A 25,567-nucleotide genomic window follows, 5' to 3' on the forward strand; every position below is an offset into this window, starting at 1 on the left:
CTCTTCTTGTTCTTGACATAATTATGCTAATTTAGGGTTTTTAATCCTATCTTAAATCTAAACAAAAAGTTGTACCGTTTTTGGGGAGCAGCATATAATAATGACTTATATTGTTTATCCTACCATGTTATATAGTTTTGCTAAAGTGGGTCCAAGACGCTTTTTCTCTGCGATTGCTCCAGCTCAGTTGTTAGGATTTTCAACCAGCTCGAGTGCTGCGACTTTACCAGTAACATTAGAATGCGTAACAGAACATTTAGGAGTTGATGAGGAAGTAACTAGTTTTGTTTTACCTCTTGGTGCGACAGTAAATATGGATGGTACGAGTTTATATCAGGCAGTTGCAGCTGTATTTATTGCACAAGCTATGGGAATTCATCTAGATCTAACTACTCAATTAATGATTGTTGTTACTGCGACCTTAGCTTCAATAGGATCAGCGGCAGTTCCAAGTGCAGGAATGGTCATGCTAGTAATAGTTTTAGGACAAGCAGGAATACCAGAAGCGGGGTTAGCTTTAATTTTTGCTATTGATCGACCTCTAGATATGTGCAGGACTGTCGTTAATATAACAAGTGATTCTGCAGTAGCGACAATAGTTGGAAATTCTGTTGGAAAATTAAGAAAGCCCGAAGACATCCACGAACGAAAGCTTTAATTTTTTTATTTTGTCAAAAGGATAGATAATATACTTTAATTATTTTTTTTCTTCTTCATTTTATTTTCAATAATATTATATTCATGTTATTTGATATTTAAGGAATTAATATTACTTTCGGTGCGAATTTAATAATTAACAATATCACTTAATGGATAACAATACCGATAAAAAACCATCATTTTTTTCAGGTTTAACTGGACAAATATTAATAGCGATGGTTTTAGGTGCGATTTTAGGCATCATTATACATAATTATATTTCTCCAGAAGATGCTGCGGCATTTAGTAAGAAAATAAATATTTTAGCCACTATTTTCATACGCTTAGTTCAGATGATTATTTCTCCTTTAGTTTTCACGACTTTAGTTGTGGGAATTGCCAAACTTGGAGACATCAAAGCAGTAGGAAGAATTGGTGGAAAAGCTATGGGTTGGTTCTTTACCGCTTCATTTGTTTCATTATTATTAGGAATGTTTTTTGTGAATATACTTGAGCCAGGAGTAGGATTAAATCTACCAAGTATTGATTTATCATCCGCTTCAGAAGTAACTGCTAAAACTCAAAATATATCTTTTGAAAACTTCATCGAGCACATCGTTCCTAAAAGTATTTTTGAAGCATTAGCAACTAATGAGATTTTACAAATTGTAATTTTCTCCATTTTCTTTGGTTTGGCTGCCGCGTCGTTAGGAGACTACGTAAAACCAGTAACGAACGCTTTAGAAAAGATGTCGCACATTGTTTTAAAGATGGTAAACTATGTAATGAAGTTTGCACCGATTGGAGTATTTGGTGCTATTGCAGGAGTTTTTGCCGTAAGAGATTTCCAAGAACTAGCAATTACCTATTTCAAATTTTTCGGATCATTCTTAATTGGAATTTCCTCTCTGTGGGTAGTACTTATACTTGTTGGTTATATTTTCTTAAAAAGCAGAATGACTGTTTTGTTAAAAAGAATTGTAAGTCCATTAATTATTGCTTTTGGAACTACAAGTAGTGAAGCTGTATTTCCGAAATTAACAGAAGAATTAGAGCGTTTTGGAGTAAAAGATAGAATTGTTTCTTTCATGTTGCCGCTGGGATACTCTTTTAATCTTGATGGAAGTATGATGTATATGACCTTTGCAAGTATTTTTATAGCGCAAGCGTACGGTATAGATTTAGACATTGGAACCCAAATGACGATGCTTTTAGTTTTAATGCTTACAAGTAAAGGTATTGCAGGTGTACCGAGAGCTAGTTTAGTTGTAGTTGCTGCAACGTGTGGGATGTTTGATATTCCTATCGAGGGAATTGCTTTAATTTTACCAATTGACCATTTTTGTGATATGTTCCGTAGTGCAACAAATGTTCTAGGAAATGCTTTAGCGACATCAGTTGTAGGGCAGTGGGAAGAAACCAAAGGATCTGAAACTGTTAGTATCGAATCATAATAAATCTTAAAGAAGTTTATAAATCAAAGCCTGTTTATTGTGAGCAGGCTTTTTTTATAGTTTATATTTTCAATATTAGCTTAAGCTAAATAATCTCAAATTTTTTTGACTTTTTCATTCAATGAATAAGAAGGTTTTTGTACAATTGCTTTTATTATCTATAAGTTGAGAAGTAAAGTTGTTGTTTTTCGTTTTCTCTAAAAAAAAATCCTTAAATTTTTAAAGTCATACAACTTTAAAAATTTAAGGATTTTATAATTTTCTAACTAGCATTTAATTTTGAAAAAGCTATAGAATGCTCAAAGTTAGATTAGTACCAACGTTTTTTATTTTGTTTCGAAACCTCTGACTTTCTAGATTTGTGTGCTCCAGCGCTTCGGTTAGAATTAGGTTGTTTCAGACCAGGAGCTGTTTCTGGGCTTCCAGAATGCCATCCATAGGGATGATCACTCACTATTTTTACATCTACTTTAATTAATCTCTGAATGTCTTTCCAGTATTGATGCTCGTCTTTTCCACAAAAAGATATTGCAACACCTTCATTTCCTGCACGACCCGTTCTACCTATTCTATGAACATAAGTTTCTGGAATGTTAGGAAGATCAAAATTGATTACAAATGGTAATTGATCAATATCAATCCCTCTCGCAGCAATATCAGTAGCTACTAAAACCTTTACTTCTTTATTTTTGAAACCATCTAAAACACGTTGTCTAGCATTCTGAGATTTATCACCATGAATAGCTTCAGCTTCAATATCATGTTTGCGCAATGCTTTAACAACGTTGTCAGCGCCATGTTTTGTTCTTGAAAAAACTAAAACATTAGATAAGTTTTCATTTTTTATTAGATGATATAATAAATTTCTTTTCTCTCCTTTTTCAACAAAGTATACACGTTGTTCAACGCTTTCTGCAGTTGAAGAAACTGGCGATACACTAACAGTTGCAGGATCTTTAAGAAACATTTCAGCTAACTCTCTAATTGCACTTGGCATTGTCGCTGAAAACAAAAGTGTTTGTCTATTGTTAGGAGTAAGTTTTACGATTTTTTTGACATCATTTACAAATCCCATATCAAGCATTTGATCTGCTTCGTCAAGGACTAAAGTATGTAAATGATCTAAATCAATAAAACCTTGTTTAACTAAATCTAGCAAACGTCCAGGAGTAGCGATCAGGATATCTATTCCTTTTTTTAGCATTTCTACCTGAGGAACTTGAGAAACTCCACCAAATATAGTTAGTTGTACTAAGTTTGTATATTTTGAATATTGATCAAAATTTTGACCAATCTGAACTGCTAATTCTCGTGTTGGTGTAATAACTAAAGCGCGGATTGGACTTGCTTTTTTTGATGAACCAACTATTCTATGTAATTGATGAATAATAGGAATTGCAAAAGCGGCCGTTTTTCCTGTACCGGTTTGCGCACAACCAATCATATCACGACCTGATAAAACGATAGGAATGGACTGTTCTTGTATTGGGGTTGCTTCTATATAGCCTTGTTCAAATACGGCTTTTTGTATACTTTTTGAGAGCGATAAATCTTCGAATAACATATAATAGGTATTAAATATCTTGTAATTAGTACATAGATACGTCGGCAAAGATAGTATTATTATTTGTGATGCTTATTTATATGTTGTTTACTATCGCAATTGTAGCGTGATTAAATTGAAAAAATACTTGAAATATTATAATATTGAATTAGCTTTTATGAAATCAGTTACAAGATGACCAATAAGCTTACCGATCAAATGATTGTTTTTTTCTTCGCCAAGATCTGGTGCGCCTTCACAAATATGTAGATAAGAAACATTTTTGCTTTTGCCAAAATAAGAAATAAATTGGCGTAACTGCTCCACAGAATAACCACTCAATGTCATGGCACTACTAGCAATATTGGGAATTGCATCCAAGTCGATCTCAAGTCCAAAAAAGTCATCGTTGATAAACTCTAAAGCGTGATCCATCTCATTATTGAAATCTTTTTCTTTTCTAATACTGACACTGTCATAGGTGTTATAACGAACTCGATCTTCTATTTTTTTTATAATATCTAATACACTTTTAGAAATATAGTTTTCGTGTAAACCAAAAATGAAATATTTTTTTAAAAACCCCTCTTCAAATGCATATGAAAAACCGTTTCCACTATGACGTCCTTCAAGAATTCTAAAATCAGAATGCGCATCAAAATTAATTGCGTTTACAGGTTTACCTTTGGCAAGAGCCGTACCTTTTATATTACCGTAGGAGTTATTATGTCCGCCACCAATAATAATTGGGGTTTTTCCAAGTTTAACTAAATTAAATATAATGTGCGAAACGTCTTTATCAATTTTATCGACTAACTGGCTCAACTTAGAGCGATCGTCAATATCATTAAAATCTAAAACTTCGACATTTTTCATTGATTCACGAACATCTAATTGTCCTAAAACAACAATTTGGCTGCCTTTGCAAAATCGATTATGTTGGATATTAGCAATATTTTTTATGGCGCTTTCCCAAGCAGAAGCTGCTCCAGGACGACCGTAATTGGCCCTTACTCCGATATCTTCTGGGATGCCAAAAAGAACATATTTTGCTTCACATGACGCAATAAAATCCAGTGCATCAGCATCTTTTGGAATAGTTATCATTTTCTCTCCAAATTTAATTTCACCACTTCGATGATTTGTTATTTTTGCGAGATCTTTGATTGTAAAAGGGATAATTTTTTCCATTAAAAAAATATTTTTATCCAAAAATACTATAATTGTGTTAAGTTTCGTTATTAGACTATTATATATTATTAAATTTGAAAAAAAAACTCATATGGAAAATCAAAAAAGCAGTTCAAGTCTTAAAGCGATAATAGCGGTATTGGCTATTTTATTAGTAGGTAGTTTAGTTTATATTTTTAAAATGACCTCTGATGCAGATACAGTTAAAACAGAATTGAAAACTACATTGACCGAAAAAGAATTGGTGATGAAAGATCTTGAAGAGCTTAAATTGACTTATGATGCTGCTATTTCAGAAAATACATCTATGTCTGATGAGTTAATTCAAGAAAGAGACAAAGTAGTTAATTTAATGTCAGATCTAAGTAAATCTAAAGGTGATGTAGCTTCTCTATCTAAATACAGATCACAATATAATTCTTTGCAATCAAATATGAAAGTCTTAATGGCTGAGAATGAAACATTAAAAAAGGCTAATACAACGCTTACAACGCAACGTGATAGTACAGTTGTGGTATTAGGCGAAACTAAAAGAAATGTTGAGGCTCTTACAGGTCAAAACGAAGAATTATCAAAAGCAGTTGAAATAGGATCGAAACTTACAGTTTTAAATACAAGCGGTTCCGCATTCAAATTGAGAAGTTCAGGTAAACAAATCGCAACTGACAAAGCAAGTAGAGCTGATGTACTTAGAGTTAATTTTACTATTGCAGAAAATGCAATTGCAAAATCTGGAGCTAAAACTTATTACGTCCAAGTAATTGATAGTAAAAACAATGTTTTAGGAGACAAGAAAACAGAAAATTTTGGTGATAATATTTTAACTTATAGTTTTTTAACTAATGTAAATTATGAAAACAAAACAGTTCAAGTTTCACAAGATTTAAAAGGTAAGGATTTTGCTAAAGGAACCTACTTCATCAATATTTTTGATAAAGATCAGTTAGTTTCTAAAACAAGCTTTAATTTAAGATAGTATTCAAAATAAAAGACATAAAAAAAGAGGAACGTAATGTTCCTCTTTTTTTATGCCAATATCTGACCTTCAATAATAATTGTATCAATTAAGTTACTACCAAAAGCGTAAGGTAATTGATAGTAGGAGGGAATAGGTTTAGTTATTATAAGATTAGCTTTTTTGCCAATAGTTATACTTCCATGAGTTTCTGAAATTCCCATTGCATAAGCGCCGTTGATCGTGGCTGCGTTAATCGCTTCTTCAGGAGTCATCTTCATTTTAATACAAGCTGTTGAAACTACAAAATTCATATTTCCTGATGGAGTAGAACCAGGGTTATAATCCGTGGCGAGAGCAATAGGAAGTCCTTCAGCGATCATTTCTCTTGCTGGAGTGTAGGGAATACTTAAAAAGTAGGAGCAAGAAGGTAATGCGACTGGCATTGTTTTAGTGTTCTTTAAAGCAATGATATCCTCTGTTGTCATCACTTCTAAATGATCGACAGAAAGCGCATCGTATTTGACGCCTGCCTGAATTCCGCCAATTGAATTAAATTGATTCACGTGAATTTTTGGCTTTAAGCCTAATTGAATACCAGCTTCCATAATTTCTTCTGTTTCGGCAACTGTAAAATACCCTGTTTCACAAAATACATCGATATAATCGGCTAATTTATTTTTAGATATTTGAGGTAACATTTCATTAAGCATGCAATCTATATATCCTCTTCGGTTTTCTTTAAATTCGCGTGGAATAGCGTGTGCACCTAGAAAGGTAGCTTTGATAGTGATAGGATAATTTTGAGCTAATTTTTTAATAACACGAAGCATTTTTAATTCACTTTCAACTGTTAGACCATAACCAGATTTAATTTCGACAGCTCCAGTTCCTAAATGCATTACTTCTTCCAATCTAGCGCTAGACTGCTGATAAATGTCGTCTTCAGAAGTTTCGTTTAGTTTTTTAGCAGAATTTAGTATGCCGCCACCTCGATTTGCTATTTCTTCATATGTTAGACCGTTAATTCTGTCTACGAATTCTTGCTCGCGGTTTCCAGCATATACAATGTGTGTGTGGCTGTCGCACCATGATGGTAGAACGATTTTTCCTGATGCATCGATTAACTTATCTGTTTTGACTTGTGGTATTTGATCCATAGATCCAAAATCAGCTATTAAGTTATTCTTAAGTAGAAGAAATGCGTTTTTAATCGTTGGAAGAGTTGCCATCTCCACCCCAGAAACTTTTGCAACACTTGTTTCTCGAACTTGAAGTAATTCCTTAATGTTTATGATTAAAGTTGTCATTGTTGTGTTTTTGTTTTTGGGATTTTACAGCTAACTTTTTTTTAGGCACAAAGTCACGAAGGACATAGGCAGAAAAATACACAGGCACAAATGCACCAATCTTAGAAAAAAATTAGATTAGTGCTTTATTGCAATACGACTAAATTATAAAATAAAATACTTAAAAAATACTTTGTTTCTTCGTGTCTTCGTGTCTTCGTGTCTTTGTGGCAAAAATATAAATCAATTCATACCCTCAAAAAAAAACCTTAGTGTCTTCGTGTCTTTGTGGCAAAATTATAATTAAACTTATATTTTGTAGCAAAAACTTGTGCCTATGTAGCCAGTTTTATGTTACTCTGAAACTGAAATTTCAAACATTTTATCCCAGTTTTTTCCAGTAACAAAAATTGTTTTTGTTTTAGGATTGTACGCAATCCCATTTAAAACATCGGTGTCTGGTAATTGAGTTACTTTGCTTTTTAAATCAACAAGATTAATAATAGCCTCTACAGCTCCATTTTTTGGATTAATGATAGCGATGGCATCTTTTTGATAAATATTACCATATAATTTACCTTCAATCCACTCTAATTCATTGACTGCTTTTATTTTAGTTTCATACGAATAAACGTTGATGTAATCAACTTCTTTTAAGGTCGTAGGATCAACTTTCCATATTTTTTCAGTCCCATCAGATAAATACAAATGAGTTCCATCGTTAGCTAAACCCCAACCTTCAATGTTTTTAAAGTATGGGAATGTTTTTTCTTTTTTGAAAGTATCAGCATTGTAAATATATCCTTCATTATTTTTCCAAGTTAACTGATACACTTTATTGTTCAATATCGTAATTCCTTCTCCAAAAAATTGATCAGCTAATTCTACTTTTTTAAAGACTTTTCCAGTTTTATAATCAACTTTTCTTAGACTTGAAACGCCTCTTTTTCCAGTGGGACCGCTACCATTTCCAGTTCCTTCATATAATGTATCGCGATGAAATTCTAAACCTTGTGTGTATGCCTCATAATCATGTGGATAAGTGTTTACAATCTTATATTTTAAGAGTTTAGGTTGAATGTTTGATACTAGTTCAACTCTTGCAGTTGCTTCGGTGTTTTCTCCTTCAAAATAAACTAGCGCTTTCAAGTTTTGGTATCCTAATTTTTGATCTTTCAATTCAAATTTTAATTTCTCAAGTCCTTTTTTACTAGCTATTTTCTTATCATTTACATAATAGATAATGCTGTCTATAACCTTGTTGTTTGGATTCAAAATAGTTAAATCTACTGACTCTTGAGGCTGATATTGTTCTTTAAAAGCACTACTATCGATGGTAAATATAGAATTTTCTCCTTTTTTTGGTTCTCCACAATTGCTTAAAGTAATTCCTAATAAAATGACAAATAGGAAGTTATGATTTTTCATAGTCTGAATTTTTGTTTGAACAATATACAACGATATTTTTATCGGCACAAAGGTATTGCAAAAATATAAAAAGTGTTGTATATTTGCACCGGCAAGTCCTACACGACCAGCTCCTGCAGACTCCCCCAGGATGGGAACATAGCAAGGGTACGTGGTTGAGCGGTGCGATGTAGGTCGCTTGCCATTTTTTTATCTTCTATTTAAGAATATTTTTTTTGAAATAAAGTCATTATTAGTCTTCCTTACGGAGGATTTTTTTATTTTTGGACCTTTCGTATCGCAAATAATAGTAAAATGAATAAAGTAGTTCTTATTACAGGAGGTTCATCAGGAATAGGAAAATCAATTGGTGAATTTTTACATCATAAAGGTTTCATTGTATACGGTACGAGTCGGAATCCTGAGCGAATTTTAAATTCAGTTTTTCCATTAGTAGCGTTAGATGTTCGGAATCCAACTTCAATACATTTGGCTGTTGCCAAAATAATATCCATTTCTGGAAAATTAGACATTGTTATTAATAACGCTGGTGTAGGAATAACTGGTCCTTTGGAAGAAATTCCAATGGAAGAAATCAAAAACAATTTTGAAACTAATTTCTTCGGTCCAATAGAAGTTATGAAGGCAGTGTTACCACAAATGCGAAAGCAGACTTCTGGTCTGATAATCAATATTACTTCTATCGCAGGATACATGGGATTACCATATCGCAGTGTTTATTCAGCTTCAAAAGGAGCTTTAGAACTAATAACCGAAGCGCTTCGAATGGAAGTAAGGCCATTTGGAATACACATTACAAATGTTGCTCCCGGTGATTTTGCTACTAACATCGCTTCTGGTCGCTTTCATGCTCCAGTTATTCCAGGTTCGGATTATGAAAATACTTATGGAAACACATTAAAGGCGATGGATGAACATGTTAATAGTGGTAGTAATCCGAATGAAATGGCTGAAGCTGTTTATAAAATTATTCAAAATCCTACTCCTAATATTCATTATAAGGTGGGCGCTTTTATGCAAAAGTTTTCTATCGTTCTAAAAAGAATATTACCTGATAAAACTTACGAGAAAATGCTTATGAATCATTATAAATTATAAATATGGAAAATTTGCAGACTTTTTTACCTCAATTAGCTATGTTATTATGGCTAGTTCTCTTCGTTTTTGTGATTTATAGAATAATTAGATGGATAAATAGAATTATCAAGAATAATGATCTTTATAAAGATGATATGCTAAATGTTCTTGAAGAAATTAGAGAAGAACTTAAAGAATTGAATAAAAACAATTTAGTTAAGTAAATTTAAGTTGTAATTTTGCAGCAAATATTTAGCGTAATGGATTGAGTCGAAAATCTTTTTATTTTTAAGGATAAGATTACAACGGAAAACTTACTTTGCAAAGATAAGCAAGCGAAGATTAAAATTAAAAACACACAATTAAATACAAATATTATGAAATTTTTTATTGACACGGCTAATTTAGCGCAGATTAAAGAAGCACAGGCATTAGGCGTTTTAGATGGCGTTACTACAAATCCATCTTTAATGGCAAAAGAAGGAATTACAGGTAAAAACAGCATCTTAAAACATTACGTTGATATTTGTAATCTTGTTGATGGTGACGTAAGTGCCGAAGTAAATGCTTTGGATTATGACGGTATGATCAAAGAAGGTGAAGAGTTAGCTGATTTACACGAGCAAATCGTTGTAAAATTGCCAATGACAAAAGAAGGTGTTATGGCTGCTAAATACTTTTCAGATAAAGGAATTAAAACAAATGTAACGTTAGTGTTTTCTGCTGGACAAGCTTTATTAGCTGCTAAAGCGGGTGCAACTTATGTTTCTCCATTCATTGGTCGTTTAGACGATGTCTCAACAGATGGTTTAGCATTGATCGAGGAAATCAGATTGATTTATGATAACTACGGTTATGAAACTCAAATTCTTGCTGCTTCTGTTCGTCATACAATGCACATTGTGAATTGTGCTAAAATTGGCGCTGATGTTATGACTGGGCCACTTTCTGCAATTTACGGGTTATTGAAACATCCACTTACTGACATAGGATTAGCTCAATTTGTTGCTGATTTCGAAAAAGGAAATAAATAAGAAATTTAACTTAATAAGTTTTTCTTACCATAAAAAAATCCCATTTGCCTAGGCAAATGGGATTTTTTATTGAACTGATTTTTTTGACTTTATTACTTGTTTTAGTGTCCTGCGCTTTCACCTTCTAAATGATAAACACCTTGTTTTTTCAAGATCTTCGGACAATAGAAACCATAAAATGCTAAGTACGCAAATCCAAGTAATGGAACAATGTAGGAGAAGTGTGTATATGATATTCCAAATATTCCCGCTGGATTTGTTAAATCTAAATCACATATAGCTCCTTGCACTAGCGGAATTACACCACCACCTAGAATCATCATTATCAAGAAAGACGAAGCCTTTCCGGTGTTTTTGCCTAATCCTGCAATCGCTAAATCAAATATTGATGGCCACATGATGGAAAGGAATAAACCACCAGAAATAAAGAAGAATTTAGCTAACTCAGTGTCTGAAGTGATTAGACCCGCTGCCATCATCACTATTCCAGAAATAGCAAAAAGCATTAAAGTTTTACCGGCATTTTTACCTCCTAGAAAACTAACTCCTATAAAAAGTAATATCCAAAAAGGATAAATGTAAAATCCAGAAACATCATGAGCTGCAAAGACATTTGCTCCAATAATAACTCCAAAAGCTAGAGCAGGAACAATAAATTTAAGCGCAGTATTTACTAAGTTTGATGTATTGAAAACGTTTACTCCGCCATTCCAGCGACCTATCATTAAACTTCCCCAATAAAGTGCGATAAAGGGAGAGATTGCATCTTCTAATATTCCTCCAAACTCTTTTGTGTGAAGTAATGCGGGTAGATTACTAATAATAGTTACCTCAGTACCAACATAGATAAAGATTCCTAACATTCCTAAGTACAACTGTGGATAGTCAAAAACACTAAAGTTTGCAGCACCTGTGTCAATTTTTGCTTCTTCTTGTTTTGCTGGATCTTCAATTTTTGAAAAGTACATAAAGATAGCCACTAAAATAAAAGTAAGACCAAGAATTATAAATGGTAGCTTAATATCTTCTAAGGAAAGAGTAGTTTTCTTATTGTCTCCCATTCCAAAAAGAGCAATTCCTAGAAGTATGGCGCCTAAAGTCGTACCAAACGAATTTACGCCTCCTGCTAGAGTTAAACGGTGCGCTCCAGTTGCGGGGCTACCCATTTTTATTGCTAAAGGGTTTGCTACAATTTGCTGTATCGAAAACCCTAAACCTACGGTAAATAAAGCCGTTAGAAAGAAAGGAAAGCTCTCCATCGTCGCGGCAGGTACAAATAAAAAGGAACCTATTGCCGAAATTATTAAACCTGTTGAAAGCGTTTTTTTATAACCAAATTTTTGTAAAACATCTGATTTTAGTGAAACTAGAAAAAATATTAAGGATCCTACAAAATAGGCAGCATAAAATGCCCATGCTACTAATTGTGACTGAACTTGTGATAATGTAAAAACTTTTTTAAATACTGGAATTAAAATATCGTTGGCTGATCCAACAAATCCCCAAAAAAAGAAGACTATTACTAATGAAATAAATTGCCCCCATTTGGTTTGTAAATTTTCTGAATTCATAATGGTTAATTTGGTTAATTTTTTTAAGAAAGATTACAAATATATTTTTTATGAAAGTCAAAAGAAAGCAATTTATAATAAAATACATATAAATTATACCATCAGCAGTATTCTCCTTACGAACAACATAATTTGATAATTTTAAGGCTTGATTTAGGTTTGAATTCTTGGATTTAGTCCAGAATTCTAATCTTTACGTCCTTGCTGTAATTCCTTCCTATTGGTAAAGTGTAGGAATGTACTTGTATTCTATTCCCCTCAATAGACTTTACTTTATTAATTGCGATAATATACGATTTATGAATTCGAGTGAATTTTTCTGCGGGTAATTCTTCAGATAATGCAGTCAATGATTTGTGAGTAATATATGTTTTGTCAGCTGTAACAACTTTTATATATTCTTTCATTCCTTCGATAAAAAGAATTTCATCAATAATGATTTTCACCATTTTCTTGTCCACTTTTATAAAAATATGTGGATCAATTTTAAGGGAATCAGCTTTTACATTATTCTTTACATTAAAATCAGCTTCAATTTTATGTATACATTTTATAAAACGAGGAAGAGGAATAGGCTTTACTAAGTAATCTAAAACGTCTAGTTCATAGCTTTCAGCAGCAAATTCTCTAAATGCTGTTGTAATTACAATTTTGGTTTTATTTTCAATAAGCCTTATTAATTCGAAACCTGTCATTAGAGGCATATGAATATCTAAAAAAACAATATCTATTGCATTGTTATTAATAAAATCTAATGCTTCTACAGAATTGTGGAATGTCCCAATAATATCAAAATCTGGAAAATTAGCGAAATAATTTTGCAGGATTTTTGTTGCTAATGGTTCATCATCTATCAAAACACATTTAATCTTCATGTTGAATTGGTATTTGTAGTCGGATAATATAATAGTTGAATTTTACAATTTTTTCCAAAGTAAAATTATTTTGAAAAATCAACTTTAGTCTCTTCTTAGTATTGGATAAACCAATGCCCTTTTTATTACTCGGATTTTGTGAAATTACAAAATTATTTAATATTTCAAATTGTAGTGTTTCGTTTTTAATGACTTTGCAATTGATTTTTATTCGAAGATTACTATTGCAAGGACCTCCGTGTTTAAATGCATTTTCGATTAAGGTAATTATCAATAAAGGAGGAATTTTTATATCATCAATATTTGATTCTATATTAACTGCTACCTCAACTTGTTCAAAACGCAGTTTTTCAATTTCAATGTAATTTTGGATATAATCGATTTCTTTTGTTAGGTCGACCATTTGCGTTCCTTTAATGTCATATAATACATATTCCATTAGTCTAGAAAGTTTTAAGATTACATCGGGTACTTTTTTTGATGATTCTAACGAAAGTGCGTATAAATTATTAAGAGTGTTAAAAAAGAAATGTGGCTGAATTTGAGTCTTAAGATATTTCAGCTTCATCTTAGACTGATTTTGTTTCATTATAGCGTTTCTATCTCTTTCTTTTAACCAATACATTGTTGAAAAAACCGATGAGGCAATCGACAAGACATAAATTTCTCCAATTGTCACGGCAACGATGTGATTGATGTCAAAAGGGCGATATAATTTATCTGCTTCTGGCCATATATTTTCTGAAACCATATAATAAGTCAAACCTGTCCTTGCAACGTAGATTATGATTAAACTTCCTAATAGCGCTAAAGCGTATTTATAGTATTCAAATTTAACAATGTATTTAGGTATAAGAACTAGCAAATTGAAGTACACAAAAGGAATGTGTAAAGAAAACTCAATCAGGTTAGATTTGAAAGAATAGGGATAGTCATCAAAGTAAGATCCCCATCTTAACCAATTGATTAAAAAAAAGATGCCCCAAAATCCAAAATGATTTCGATACTCGGTACTAAATTCTATTTTTTTTAAACGTGCCAAATGAGAAAAGGTTAGGGATTATATGAAGTCTAATAGTACTATATCGTGAAATTCTTTTGCAACTTTAATCAATTTGGAGCCAAAAATCGAATTTTCAGGCACAAAAAGTGCAAAATAAAATTTAAGTGACATATAAATTATTTTAGATTGTAGTTCGTTGGTGAAATAGTGTCGTTGGTATAAATTATTCGAAAATTCATTTTATAATATGTAATATTTACGCTTTGTTTGTGAAAATATGTGGTTAGTAGCTCTTTTAAAGTTGTTAGTATAATTTCTTTTTTTAAGATTGTTTTAACTGATAGATTTACGCCATAACTAATAAAAACCTATAAAAATGAAAAAAATTATTTCAATCTTTATGATTCTTTTTACTGTACAAGTTTCGCTTGCTCAGGTGAAAACAATCAAAGGTTCAGTAACAGATGGAAGTGGTGCTCCTATACCTGGAGTTAATATTAATGTGCAAGGTGAAACTGCTTCGGCAAGTACTGACTTTGATGGTAACTTCTCAATACAAGTTGCAAAAAGTAAAACATTAATTTTTTCTTATTTAGGTTTAGAAACTAAAAATGTTGTAGTAGGGGAGTCTAATACAATTAATGTAAAAATGACTGAGGCAGCTACTAATTCATTAAACGAAGTGGTTGTAACTTCATTAGGAATTACAAAGGCACGAAAAACCTTAACGTATTCTGCACAAGAATTAAAAGGTGAAGAGTTAACTCGAGTAAAGGATGCTAACATTATTAATACAGTTGCTGGTAAAATAGCAGGTGTAGCAATTACAAAAAGCTCTTCTGGTTCTGGAGGTTCGACTAAAGTAACAATTAGAGGTAACTCTTCTTTTACAAATAACCAACCTTTATATGTAATCGACGGTATTCCATTGTCAAATGGAGGGTCAGTTCAACCTAATGGAACTTTTGGAGATTTAGCTGGAGGAAATAGAGATGGAGGAGATGTTGTTTCTTTAATAAATCCAGATGATTATGAAGGAATGACGGTTCTTAAAGGTGCGGCGGCTTCGGTACTTTACGGTAGTCAAGGTGCAAATGGTGTTATTCTATTGAGTTCAAAAAAAGTAAAAGCTGGTGTTGAGACATTCAATGTAAACTCAGTGACAACTTTTGATTCTGTAGCGTATTTACCTGAATTTCAATCTGATTATACTTCAGCAGTTGGTGATGCAAAAAGCTGGGGAGCCAAGCAAAAAGTTGAAGGCGATATTAAAGGATTCTTTAATACTGGTACAACACAAATTACTTCTATGGCTTTCTCAAAAGCTACTGATGGTGCATCTACAAGTTTTACATATGCTAACACAGACGCATCTGGAGTAATACCTGGAAACCATTTGAAGAAAAACAACTTTGGTATCCGTCAAACATCTAAGTTTTTTAATGATAGATTAAATGTTGCAGTAACTGCAAATTATGTTTCTCAAAAAATCAACAACAGACCTGTAAATGGTTTATACTTTAATCCAGTTAGCGGTGTTTATTCTCACCCTAGAGCTTTTAGCTTAAGTGATTTAAAAACGTATGAAGTTTTTGATGTAACTAAAAACTGGAATGCACAAAATTATCCTGGTTTTGCAGCGGTTAGCGAAAGCAATGAAAACCCGTACTGGCAAATAAACAGACAAAAGTCTGTTGACATTAACAACTTCTTCAACGGAGCGATTGCTTTAGATTACAAAGTTTCAGATTGGTTTCGTTTAACTTCAAGATATAGTTATAACAGAAGCGAAAGTAATTTCAAAAAGGAAATGTACGCTACATCAGCTGCTTCTTTAGTACATCCAAAAGGAAGATATATTAATTCTAATACTATCGCAACTCAAAATTATGCAGATATAATAGGTTTAATAAACACTAATTTCTCAGAAGATTTTTCTTTCAGTGGAACTATTGGAGCAAGTATTAATAATGGAAAGAGCGCAGGACTTAATTTAGATTCTGGAATTGGTGGAGGATTAAGTAATGCAAACATCTTTACTTTAGGAAACTTTGCAAATAATAATGGAAACGTTCAAACTGCTTATCAAAGAGAAGTACAATCAGTATTTGCTGCGACGACTTTTGGATATAAAGATGTTTTATTCTTAGATGCTGCAGCGAGAAATGACTGGTCTTCAACATTAGTAAATACTGATAATCCAAGTTTCTTTTATCCTTCAGTAGGTTTAACTGCTATCATTAGTGAAATGACTGAAATGCCAGAATTTGTAAATTTTGGAAAAGTACGTGCTACTTATGCACAAGTAGGAAATGATATTGCTGCGTTTATTACTAAACCAACATACTCAATTGTTGCAGGTCAACCTATTAATCCTCCTGTAGGTCCAAGACCAGGAACTACTTTAAAACCAGAATTAAAATCAGAGTATGAAATAGGTACAGAGTGGAGAATGTTCAATAATAGATTAGGTTTTGAGGTTTCTTACTATGATTCACAAACTAAAAATCAATACTTACAAGTTCCAGCTGAATCTACAAATGAAAATGGATACTTAAACTATGCAATAAATGCTGGAAGTATTTCTAACAAAGGATTTGAGGTTGTATTATTTGCTGATCTTGTTAAAGGTGAAAAATTCAACTGGGAATCTAGAATCAACTACTCTCAAAATAAGAGTAAAGTAAATGACATTCCTGCTCAAAATGTAGAAGGAAGAATCGTATTAACTGATCCGGGATCAAATAATTATAGATATTCATTAGTAGAAGGAAAACCTTTTGGAATCATTGAAGGTAAAAATATTCAAAAAGATGCCCAAGGAAGGCTATTAGTGGGTGATAATGGAAAATTATCTGTTAACGCTGACTGGGAAGAAGTAGGTAATGCAAATCCAGATTTTATGTTAGGTTTTTCTAACACATTCAAATTTGGTGCTTTCACAGCAAACATCTTAATTGATGGTCGTTTTGGTGGTGAAGTTTTAAGTTTAACTGAAGCAATCAATGACTTTAACGGAGTATCTAAAGCTAGTGGAGATGCTAGAAATGCTGGTGGTGTAAAGATTAATGGTGCTAAAGCTGACGGAACTGCTGTAACTACAATGGATACTTTTGATTATTACGATAAAACAGGAGGTAGAAATGGTGCTACTGGAGAATATGTTTACGATGCAACTAATGTTAATGTAAGAGAAGTTTCTATTGGATACACATTCAACAAAACTAAATTACCATTCATGCAGTCAGCAAGTATTTCTTTAATTGCTAGAAATTTATTCTTTATTTATAAAGATGCTCCGTTTGATCCTAATGTTGCTTTAAGTACAGGTGAAGGTTTACAAGGTGTGGATGTTTTCGGTTTACCGTCAACAAGAAGTATTGGTCTTAATTTAAATTTAACTTTTTAATCTTACAATCATGACAATAAATAAAATAAAAAGAACAGCGCTTTGCCTGTCTTTACTTACGGCTTTTAGTTGTACAGATAATTTTGAGGATATAAATACAAACCCAGAGGGTGCTACTGTAGAACAATTAGATCAAGATTATAACAGTATAAAATCTTTGTTTAAACCGGCTTTTAATCACTTATTTATATCTGAAACTACTTGGCAATACCAAATTCAACAAAGTTTACAAGCTGATGGATGGTCAGGTTATATGACAACTCCAGTTCCTTTTGGACCAAAAAACAATCATGATTATGTTTTGAATGGCGGTTGGAACAGTTATGCTTGGGATGATGCATACGTTAATATTATCTCTTATTTATACAAAGCAGAACAGCGTTCTAAAGATAAATTTGATCAGTTTTACGCTTGGTCATTGATATTGAAAGTTGCTACAATGCAAAGAATAACGGATATGTACGGACCAGCTGTTTATTCGAAATTTGGAAAAGGAGTTGCTACTTACGATTCGCAAAAAGAAATCTATACTCAAATGTTTAAAGATTTAGATTTCGCTGTAGCAGAATTAACTAAAAGAAATGCTGCAGGTGAAAAAACTGCATTTGATGAAACTGATTTATCTCTTTACGAAGGTAAATATGCAAACTGGACTAAATATGCAAATTCATTGCGCTTAAGAATGGCAATGCGTATCTCTAAAGTTGATCCTGCATTAGCAAAAGTCGAAGCAGAAAAAGCGGTTAGTCATTCTCTAGGAGTTTTTACAACTACTGCTGATGGATTAAAAATTAAATCACCAACGGATCTTAACGTAATTGATGTTATGAGTCATAGTTGGGTTGGATTATTCATGGGAGCTGATATGGAATCAATTTTAGGTGGTTACCAAGATCCAAGAATATCAAAATATTGGAATACTTCAAAAGTGACTCCAGGAGAATACAAAGGAGTACGAACAGGAATTGTATATCCTTCAGGAAGTACTTATTCTAAATTTTCTCAAACAGGTCCTAGAACTAAAACTGGAGAAATCACTTGGATGTCTACTGCAGAAGTTTATTTCTTGAGAGCAGAAGGCGCTTTAAGAGGTTGGAATATGGGTGGAACTGCTCAAAGTTTATATGAAGCAGGTATTAAATCTTCATTTGAACAAAATGGTGCAGAAGGTGCTACGGCTTATATTGCTGATAACACTAAGTTACCTAAAGATTATGTTGACCCTCTTAATCCTGCAAATAATGCACAAGCAATTAGCAAAATTACTGTTGCATGGGGAACTGACAAAGAAAAAAATCTAGAGAAAATTATTACTCAAAAATGGATTGCTACTTATCCTGATGGACAAGAAGCGTGGTCAGAATTTAGAAGAACTGGATATCCTAAATTATTCAGAATATCTAATAATCAAAGTAACGGTCTTATTAGCACTGAGCTTGGTGTGAGAAGATTAGCTTTTTCAGATTCAGAAGTAGCCAACAACAAAGAAGGAATTGCTTCAGGAGTTGCTGCGCTAGGAGGTCTTGATAATGGAGCTACTAGATTATGGTGGGATACTACTGCCCCTAATTTTTAAATTATTTGGATTGGTGATTAAAGTGGCATAAGTATGTATATGCTTGTGCCATTTTTTTATTAAATCTATTATTCTATAAATAAAACAATAAAATAATTGTAAAATTTATTTTGATAGTTAAAAGATTTATTGTTTTAAACTATTGAAATTCAGATCTACTTGCAATTACAATTTTCTAAATACTGAGATTCCTATAATTGAATTAGAATACAATTGCATTCGCTGTTGCTATTTCTTTCCAATAAATTTCTAAAAAATTTCACAACCAGTTAAAAACTTGAATTTTTTAATTAGGTGTTTAGTCAATTGATAAAAAATAAATTAATGAAAGATACATTAGAACTAAAATCGGATATAAGTTATAAGAGTGCAGGACAATTCGAAGACACTAGATTTGAAAAAATTCACAATGAGATTTTCAAAAATTCGATTGAAGCTTCCTTAGCTGTTGCGCATGAGATAGCGCAACTAATACGATCAAAACAAGAAGAAAATAAACCTTGTGTTCTTGGTTTAGCCACTGGTTCTTCTCCTATCAAAGTGTATGAAGAGTTAGTCAGAATGCACAGAGAAGAAGGACTTAGCTTTCACAATGTGGTTACTTTTAACTTGGATGAATATTATCCAATGACGAAAGAGAATAGTAAGAGTTACCATTATTTCATGCATCAGCATCTTTTTAACCATATTGATATTAATCCAGAAAATATTAATGTTCCTGATGGAACAGTTTCAATCGAAGAGCTAAATCAATATTGTGTTGATTATGAAATGAAAATCAGGAATTCAGGAGGTTTAGATTTCCAATTGTTAGGAATAGGTCGTACAGGTCACGTAGGATTCAACGAACCGGGTTCACACATTAATTCAGGAACTCGAATTATTACTTTAGATCATATCACTCGAGTTGATGCATCATCAGATTTCAACGGAATCGACAATGTTCCTAAAAGAGCTATTACGATGGGTGTGTCCACAATTATGAGATCTAAAAGGATTGTATTAATGGCTTGGGGACAAAACAAAGCAGATATTATAAAACGTACCATTCAAGGTGAAATTAGTTCAAACGTTCCAGCAACATTTTTGCAAAACCATAGTAATGCTACTTTCGTTTTAGATAAATCTGCAGCTTTAGAACTAACTAGATTTAAAACTCCATGGTTGGTTGGAGAGTGTATTTGGAATCAAGAATTAAAAAGTAAAGCGATTGTATGGCTATGTCAAAAAACAGAACAATCGATTTTAAAATTAACAGATCGAGATTACAATAATAACGGAATGTCTGATCTATTAGCTCAGGAAGGTTCAGCGTATGATTTAAATATTAATATGTTTAATGTTTTACAACATACAATAACGGGATGGCCAGGCGGAAAACCAAATACGGATGATTCGCACAGACCAGAACGAGCAGATCCAGCTAAAAAACGAATTATTCTTTTTAGTCCACATCCTGATGATGATGTGATTTCGATGGGAGGTACATTTTCAAAGTTAATTAAGCAAGGTCATGATGTTCATGTGGTGTATCAAACTTCAGGAAATATTGCAGTAACGGATGATGAAGCTCTCAAGTTTGCAGAGGTTTCTAATGATTTTATTGGAAACAATAATAGTAGCGTTGATTTTGAGTCAGTGATTCGCTTCATAAATAATAAATCAGAAAATCAAATAGATTCGTTGGAAGTTAGAAAGTTGAAAGGTTTGATACGAAGACGAGAATCGTATGCAGCCACTCGATACATTGGACTGAAAGATGAAAATACTCATTTTCTTGATTTACCCTTTTACGAAACTGGACAAATTAAGAAAAATCCACTAGGTGCAGAAGATGTAGCAATAGTAGCTTCCATTATTAAAAAAATTAAACCACATCAAGTTTTTGCAGCAGGAGATTTAGCAGATCCTCATGGAACACATGAGGTTTGTTTGAATGCCATATTTGCGGCAATGAAGCAGCTGAAAACAGAATCATTCATGGATGATTGTTGGTTATGGTTGTACAGAGGCGCTTGGCATGAATGGGATTTACATGAAATTGATATGGCTGTTCCATTAAGTCCTGATGAAGTTTTATTAAAAAGACATGCTATTTTATACCATCAATCTCAAAAAGATAGAGTGATGTTCCAAGGAAATGATTCTAGAGAATTTTGGGTAAGAGCTGAGGATCGAAATAAGAACACAGCAAAACTATACGATGATTTAGGTCTTGCAGAATACGAGGCAATTGAAGCTTTTAAACGTTTCGATTATTAAAAACCACTTTTTATAAAGTAAAGAAAATATGAAATACATCGTAATTCTATTATTTGCAGCGTTTGTTTCGAATGCCCAAGTAAAAAAAGAGCAATTGAATCTAATGCCATGGCCACAAAATATAAATTTGAATGCTGGTAATTTCACGCTCAATAAAAATTTCAAGGTTAATATTACAGGTAATCCTGATTCTCGAATTTTTTCTGGTGCTACTAACTTTTTAAGGCGATTAGATGGTAGAACGGGATTGTTTTTTGGGCAAGGATTTATTTCGAAAATCAATCAAACTCCAACAGCTGAATTACAAATCAATTGCGTTCAAGCCGGGAATATAGGTTTGAATCAAGATGAAAGCTATAAATTAGAGATTCAAGAAAATAAAATTTTAATAACTGCGGCTTCAGATTTAGGTGCACTTCATGCCTTAGAAACCTTATTGCAAATGTTGCAAAATGATAATAGTAAATATTACTTTCCTACTGCTACAATTTCGGATACGCCTCGATTTACATGGCGTGGTTTAATGATTGATGTTGCACGACATTTTCAACCAGTCGATGTACTTAAGCGAAATCTTGATGCAATGGCAGCTGTTAAGTTAAATGTTTTTCATTGGCATTTAACGGACGATCAAGGATGGAGAATTCAAATTAAAAAGCATCCAAAATTAACGGAACTAGCCTCAGATGGTTTGTTTTACACGCAAGAGGAAATTAAAAGTGTAGTGAAATATGCTGGCGAAAGAGGAATACTTGTAGTTCCTGAAATTGATGTTCCAGGTCACGCTTCTGCTATATTGACGGCATATCCAGAAATGGGAAGTAGAACTAATGCATCTGCACTTTATGAAATTGAACGAAATGCAGGTATTTTTAATCCAACCTTAGATCCATCAAATCCTAAAACGTATCAATTATTAAGCGAAATTTTTGATGAAGTTTGTCCATTATTTCCTGGAGCCTATTTCCACATTGGTGGAGACGAAAATGAAGGAAAAGATTGGGATGCAAATCCGAAAATCCAAAAATTCAAAAAGAAAAATAAATTAGAAACGAATCATGATTTGCAGACGTATTTCACCATGCAATTAGTTCCAATGCTTAAAAAGCACGGAAAGCAATTGATGGGATGGGAAGAAATAATGACCAAAGACATGTCGAAGCAAGCTATTATCCATTCGTGGAAAGGTCCAAATGAAGGTTTGCCTGCAGGACATTCAGTTGCAGCTGCAGCAAAAAATGGTTATCAAACTGTTCTTTCTAACGGTTATTATCTTGATTTAATGCAAAGTGTAAATGATCATTATTTAAATGATCCTATTCCTCACAACAGTACGCTTACTACTGAAGAACGAGCAAGGATTTTAGGAGGTGAGGCTACTATGTGGACGGAACTCGTAACACCTGCAACGCTTGATTCTAGAATTTGGCCAAGAACGGCAGCAATTGCTGAAAGATTATGGTCTAGCCAAGATATCGTAGATTTAGAAAGTATGCACAATAGAATGAATGCTACTTCTTATAGATTAGAAGAACTGGGAATCACTCATATTAAAAACAAAGATGTGATTTTAAGAAACATTAGCAATAATCAAGAAATTAAAGCCCTTGCTGATTTTTCTAATGTTTGCGAACCGTTAAAAATTTACTCTCGTAATGCTGGCGGAACTGAGTACCAAATGTATTCGCCACTGACTTTGTTTGCTGATGCGTGCACACCAGATGCTATCGATGCTCATAATTTTAATAAAGCGACAGATAATTATCTAAAAAATAAAAATTCAGAAAACAAACGCGAATTGGTTGCTTTTTTCCAAAAATGGATTGCAACAAATAAAGATCTTGTGCAGTTGGGTTTAAATGCGCCGCTTGTTCAACCTATTCTACCACTTTCAAAAAGTTTGAGCGAGATCTCACAACAACTTATTGCAATGATAGAAAATAAACAAGCATCTAATTCCTCAAAAATGAATGAATTATTAGAGAAATGTAATTCTAAAAATCATGCTGATGTTGAATTAGCCGTTTACAAAAGTTTGAAAAAACTAGTGAACAATTAAATTAGAACTGAGCCTGAATTAGTTAACTTCAGTTCAAATTTTTTAAACTCATTAAGAATACCTGGTCATTTTGTCCAGGTTTTCTTTGTTTAATTTACTTGTAGTACTAATCGTTAGTGCTATTTTTATAAATCTAAATTATTTTTGAAATGAAGAATTTAAAATTATTTCTTTTTTTATCGTTTTTAATTGTTTCGATTTCGGCTCAAGGCCAAAAAGATTTCTCAGTGATTGCCTATTATACTGGTGATGATAAAGAGATCGATAAATATGATGTTAGTAAACTAACTCATATTATTTTCAGTTTTTGCCATTTAAAAGATGGTAAATTAAGTGTTGATACCGCGCAAGATTCTTTAGCGATAAAACATTTAGTTTCTCTTAAAACTAAACATCCAAAATTAAAAATAATGTTGTCTTTAGGTGGTTGGGCTGGATGTGCTCCATGTTCTGAGGCTTTTTCGACTGCTGATGGTATAGCTGTTTTTGCTCAATCAGTAAAGGAGGTTAATGATTACTTTAAAACAGATGGAATTGATTTAGATTGGGAATATCCTACGATTGAAGGAGCGCCAGGACATTTGTATCAAGCAGCTGATAAGAAAAATTTCACAGCGCTTGTTATTAGTTTGCGTAATGTATTAGGAAATAATAACGAATTAAGTTTTGCTGCAGGTGGCTTTCAAAAATTCTTAGATGAATCTGTAGAATGGGAAAAGATAATGCCGCTAGTAGATCGTGTGAATATTATGAGTTATGATTTAGTCAATGGTTTTTCGAAATCAACAGGACATCAAACATCTATTTTTAGTACAAAATCTGGTGAAGAATCAACTGATAAAGCGGTTTCCTATTTATTAAAGTTAGGAATTCCATCACATAAGTTAGTGATAGGAGGTGCTTTTTACACCCGTATTTGGAAGGAAGTTTCTAATGCAAATAATGGTCTGTATCAGTCTGGTGTGCATATCGAAGGAGTGAGCTTTAAAAATTATGAAAGTACTTTCTCAAAAGAAAAAGGATGGAAATATTACTGGGATAAAAAAGCGAAAGCAGCTTATTGGTATAACAAAAATGAAAAAATGTTCGCAACCGGTGATAATGTTGCTTCGATAAAGGAAAAAACAAAATATGCAATTAATAAAAAATTAGGTGGTATTATGTTTTGGCAACTTACTATAGACAATCCTAAAAATGGAATGCTTGAAGCAATTGATCAAGCTAAAAAATCAAAATAAAAACGATTGGTAAATTTCTAAACTATTCCTGTTCATGAATTTTTTTTTTCATCAACAGGAATAGCTTAGTTATTAATGTACATGTCCTTTATTCTTCTTTTTCCTCTAAAGTTCTTGCTTTTGTTAACGCTGAAGCTACAAGACCAGCTGGAATTGTAACAATTCCAACACCAATAATGAGCACAAAGAAAGTAAAGATTTTTCCACCTAAAGTAATAGGATAAACATCACCATAACCAACGGTGGTTAAAGTAACAATTGACCACCACAAACTGTGAAATAAGGAACTGAAAACATCTGGTTGAGCTTCGTTTTCGAAAAAATAAATACCGGATGATGTCAAGAAAACTAAGATTAAGGTGATCATAAAAAAAAGAATTAATTCTTCTTTTATAAAAGTAAATGCCACGCTGAATCTATTGAGCGCTTTATTATATCTAACTAATTTAAAAGCTCTAAATATTCTGAATATTCTAAAAGCTCTTAATGCTTTTAAATTAAATGTTGCACTTAGATAAAAAGGAAGGATCGATAATATATCTACGATTCCATAGAAACTAAAAATGTATTTTAAGGGCTTTTCAGCAATATAAATTCGGAGTAAATATTCGATACTAAAAATGATGATGCTTATCAATTCTATTTTTGCAAGTAGCTCTTTAGTCTGAGTTGAATTATTGGGCAAGGTCTCTATTGAAAACGATATTAGAGAAATAAAGATTAAAATTTGAATCAAATAATCAAAAATTCTACCTTTTCGAGTGGTGTTATCTTCGATTATGGAACGTAATTTTTTTCGAATCATGATTTTTATTTTTTAGATAATTGTTTTGAAGTAGCCATTTTTTATACAAAAAAACGGAACAAAGGTATTGAAAAAGAAATATGTTTTATCTGCCCTACGGTAAAACGCCTGATCAATTAAGTTTTACAAAATGTAATTAAAGAACTTTTTAACTTCAAT

18 protein-coding genes, 1 other RNA gene and 1 pseudogene are annotated in these 25,567 nt (G+C 32.5%); 12 read left to right on the top strand and 8 right to left on the bottom strand.

Annotated elements, in window-relative coordinates; all coding sequences use genetic code 11:
- Nucleotides 1–97: 97 nt before the first annotated feature.
- A pseudogene (locus RCH19_RS08110) lies at nt 98–658 on the top strand (dicarboxylate/amino acid:cation symporter); the annotation flags it as partial.
- A gap of 151 nt (nt 659–809) precedes the next feature.
- Nucleotides 810–2,093: a cation:dicarboxylase symporter family transporter gene (locus RCH19_RS08115; RefSeq protein ID WP_121925434.1), complete on the top strand. Its 1,284-nt coding sequence runs from the start codon at nt 810–812 to the stop codon at nt 2,091–2,093.
- A 310-nt stretch (nt 2,094–2,403) separates the two neighbouring features.
- On the opposite strand, the gene RCH19_RS08120 is transcribed toward RCH19_RS08115, so the two are convergent.
- Together RCH19_RS08120 and RCH19_RS08125 are read right to left on the bottom strand one after the other, a co-directional pair.
- A complete protein-coding gene (locus RCH19_RS08120) occupies nt 2,404–3,657 on the bottom strand; it encodes a DEAD/DEAH box helicase (protein WP_121925433.1) in 1,254 nt (417 codons plus the stop codon).
- Between the two features lie 135 nt (nt 3,658–3,792).
- On the bottom strand, nt 3,793–4,827 hold the full coding sequence (locus RCH19_RS08125; RefSeq protein WP_343022799.1) for a formimidoylglutamase: 1,035 nt from the start codon (nt 4,825–4,827) through the stop codon (nt 3,793–3,795).
- Nucleotides 4,828–4,918: 91 nt separating this feature from the next.
- Between RCH19_RS08125 and RCH19_RS08130 the strand changes: the two genes are divergently transcribed.
- Nucleotides 4,919–5,803, top strand: coding sequence for a hypothetical protein (locus RCH19_RS08130; protein WP_121925695.1), 885 nt, complete (start codon nt 4,919–4,921; stop codon nt 5,801–5,803).
- A gap of 50 nt (nt 5,804–5,853) precedes the next feature.
- Here RCH19_RS08130 and hutI read toward each other — a convergent pair whose 3' ends face one another.
- Both hutI and RCH19_RS08140 read right to left on the bottom strand, forming a co-directional pair.
- A complete protein-coding gene (gene hutI / locus RCH19_RS08135; RefSeq protein WP_343022800.1) occupies nt 5,854–7,092 on the bottom strand; it encodes an imidazolonepropionase in 1,239 nt (412 codons plus the stop codon).
- Between the two features lie 333 nt (nt 7,093–7,425).
- On the bottom strand, nt 7,426–8,499 hold the full coding sequence (locus tag RCH19_RS08140) for a glutaminyl-peptide cyclotransferase (protein ID WP_343022801.1): 1,074 nt from the start codon (nt 8,497–8,499) through the stop codon (nt 7,426–7,428).
- 89 nt (nt 8,500–8,588) lie between these two features.
- Here RCH19_RS08140 and ffs point away from each other — a divergent pair.
- The 4 genes from ffs (at nt 8,589) to fsa (ending at nt 10,610) form a co-directional block, all read left to right on the top strand.
- An RNA gene (ffs, locus tag RCH19_RS08145) (signal recognition particle sRNA small type) lies at nt 8,589–8,686 on the top strand.
- 107 nt (nt 8,687–8,793) lie between these two features.
- Entirely contained in the window at nt 8,794–9,597 is an 804-nt protein-coding gene (locus RCH19_RS08150; RefSeq protein ID WP_343022802.1) for an SDR family oxidoreductase, read from the top strand.
- Between the two features lie 2 nt (nt 9,598–9,599).
- Nucleotides 9,600–9,800 carry a hypothetical protein gene (locus RCH19_RS08155; RefSeq protein ID WP_343022803.1) on the top strand — a complete coding sequence of 67 codons (201 nt, stop codon included), beginning with the start codon at nt 9,600–9,602 and terminating at the stop codon, nt 9,798–9,800.
- Between the two features lie 153 nt (nt 9,801–9,953).
- Complete coding sequence (gene fsa / locus RCH19_RS08160; protein ID WP_073353076.1) at nt 9,954–10,610, top strand: fructose-6-phosphate aldolase; 657 nt, start codon at nt 9,954–9,956, stop codon at nt 10,608–10,610.
- A gap of 101 nt (nt 10,611–10,711) precedes the next feature.
- On the opposite strand, the gene RCH19_RS08165 is transcribed toward fsa, so the two are convergent.
- The 3 genes from RCH19_RS08165 to RCH19_RS08175 all read right to left on the bottom strand — a co-directional run bounded on the left by RCH19_RS08165 (nt 10,712) and on the right by RCH19_RS08175 (nt 14,098).
- Complete coding sequence (locus RCH19_RS08165) at nt 10,712–12,181, bottom strand: MFS transporter (RefSeq protein WP_343022804.1); 1,470 nt, start codon at nt 12,179–12,181, stop codon at nt 10,712–10,714.
- Nucleotides 12,182–12,354: 173 nt separating this feature from the next.
- On the bottom strand, nt 12,355–13,056 hold the full coding sequence (locus tag RCH19_RS08170) for a LytTR family DNA-binding domain-containing protein (protein WP_121925427.1): 702 nt from the start codon (nt 13,054–13,056) through the stop codon (nt 12,355–12,357).
- Entirely contained in the window at nt 13,046–14,098 is a 1,053-nt protein-coding gene (locus tag RCH19_RS08175) for a histidine kinase (protein ID WP_343022805.1), read from the bottom strand. The genes RCH19_RS08170 and RCH19_RS08175 overlap by 11 nt, the downstream gene beginning before the upstream one ends.
- Before the next feature lie 337 nt (nt 14,099–14,435).
- Here RCH19_RS08175 and RCH19_RS08180 point away from each other — a divergent pair, with 337 nt between their 5' ends.
- The 5 genes from RCH19_RS08180 to RCH19_RS08200 all read left to right on the top strand — a co-directional run bounded on the left by RCH19_RS08180 (nt 14,436) and on the right by RCH19_RS08200 (nt 24,603).
- A complete protein-coding gene (locus RCH19_RS08180; RefSeq protein WP_343022806.1) occupies nt 14,436–17,468 on the top strand; it encodes a SusC/RagA family TonB-linked outer membrane protein in 3,033 nt (1,010 codons plus the stop codon).
- A gap of 10 nt (nt 17,469–17,478) precedes the next feature.
- Nucleotides 17,479–19,044, top strand: coding sequence for a RagB/SusD family nutrient uptake outer membrane protein (locus RCH19_RS08185; protein WP_343022807.1), 1,566 nt, complete (start codon nt 17,479–17,481; stop codon nt 19,042–19,044).
- Nucleotides 19,045–19,368: 324 nt separating this feature from the next.
- Nucleotides 19,369–21,306, top strand: a complete 1,938-nt coding sequence (nagB, locus tag RCH19_RS08190; protein ID WP_121925423.1) for a glucosamine-6-phosphate deaminase — start codon at nt 19,369–19,371, stop codon at nt 21,304–21,306.
- Between the two features lie 28 nt (nt 21,307–21,334).
- The gene (locus RCH19_RS08195; protein WP_343022808.1) at nt 21,335–23,365 is read left to right on the top strand and encodes a family 20 glycosylhydrolase; all 2,031 of its coding nucleotides are present in this window, start codon (nt 21,335–21,337) and stop codon (nt 23,363–23,365) included.
- Nucleotides 23,366–23,514: 149 nt separating this feature from the next.
- On the top strand, nt 23,515–24,603 hold the full coding sequence (locus RCH19_RS08200) for a glycosyl hydrolase family 18 protein (RefSeq protein ID WP_343022809.1): 1,089 nt from the start codon (nt 23,515–23,517) through the stop codon (nt 24,601–24,603).
- 88 nt (nt 24,604–24,691) lie between these two features.
- Here the strand turns inward: RCH19_RS08200 and RCH19_RS08205 are convergent, their stop codons facing one another.
- The gene (locus RCH19_RS08205; protein ID WP_343022810.1) at nt 24,692–25,408 is read right to left on the bottom strand and encodes an ion transporter; all 717 of its coding nucleotides are present in this window, start codon (nt 25,406–25,408) and stop codon (nt 24,692–24,694) included.
- Nucleotides 25,409–25,567: the final 159 nt, after the last annotated feature.

Origin of the sequence: Flavobacterium sp. PL12 (assembly GCF_039123485.1) — a bacterium.
Classification (GTDB): domain Bacteria; phylum Bacteroidota; class Bacteroidia; order Flavobacteriales; family Flavobacteriaceae; genus Flavobacterium; species Flavobacterium weaverense.

Bases quoted from the DNA above. Each gene is read 5' to 3' on its own strand.
- RCH19_RS08130 (WP_121925695.1), top strand. From the start codon at position 4,919: ATGGAAAATCAAAAAAGCAGTTCAAGTCTTAAAGCGATAATAGCGGTA.
- RCH19_RS08140 (WP_343022801.1), bottom strand. From the start codon at position 8,499: ATGAAAAATCATAACTTCCTATTTGTCATTTTATTAGGAATTACTTTA.
- RCH19_RS08125 (WP_343022799.1), bottom strand. From the start codon at position 4,827: ATGGAAAAAATTATCCCTTTTACAATCAAAGATCTCGCAAAAATAACA.
- RCH19_RS08155 (WP_343022803.1), top strand. From the start codon at position 9,600: ATGGAAAATTTGCAGACTTTTTTACCTCAATTAGCTATGTTATTATGG.
- hutI (WP_343022800.1), bottom strand. From the start codon at position 7,092: ATGACAACTTTAATCATAAACATTAAGGAATTACTTCAAGTTCGAGAA.
- RCH19_RS08195 (WP_343022808.1), top strand. From the start codon at position 21,335: ATGAAATACATCGTAATTCTATTATTTGCAGCGTTTGTTTCGAATGCC.
- RCH19_RS08180 (WP_343022806.1), top strand. From the start codon at position 14,436: ATGAAAAAAATTATTTCAATCTTTATGATTCTTTTTACTGTACAAGTT.
- RCH19_RS08185 (WP_343022807.1), top strand. From the start codon at position 17,479: ATGACAATAAATAAAATAAAAAGAACAGCGCTTTGCCTGTCTTTACTT.
- RCH19_RS08115 (WP_121925434.1), top strand. From the start codon at position 810: ATGGATAACAATACCGATAAAAAACCATCATTTTTTTCAGGTTTAACT.
- fsa (WP_073353076.1), top strand. From the start codon at position 9,954: ATGAAATTTTTTATTGACACGGCTAATTTAGCGCAGATTAAAGAAGCA.
- nagB (WP_121925423.1), top strand. From the start codon at position 19,369: ATGAAAGATACATTAGAACTAAAATCGGATATAAGTTATAAGAGTGCA.
- RCH19_RS08200 (WP_343022809.1), top strand. From the start codon at position 23,515: ATGAAGAATTTAAAATTATTTCTTTTTTTATCGTTTTTAATTGTTTCG.
- RCH19_RS08120 (WP_121925433.1), bottom strand. From the start codon at position 3,657: ATGTTATTCGAAGATTTATCGCTCTCAAAAAGTATACAAAAAGCCGTA.
- RCH19_RS08150 (WP_343022802.1), top strand. From the start codon at position 8,794: ATGAATAAAGTAGTTCTTATTACAGGAGGTTCATCAGGAATAGGAAAA.
- RCH19_RS08170 (WP_121925427.1), bottom strand. From the start codon at position 13,056: ATGAAGATTAAATGTGTTTTGATAGATGATGAACCATTAGCAACAAAA.
- RCH19_RS08205 (WP_343022810.1), bottom strand. From the start codon at position 25,408: ATGATTCGAAAAAAATTACGTTCCATAATCGAAGATAACACCACTCGA.
- RCH19_RS08165 (WP_343022804.1), bottom strand. From the start codon at position 12,181: ATGAATTCAGAAAATTTACAAACCAAATGGGGGCAATTTATTTCATTA.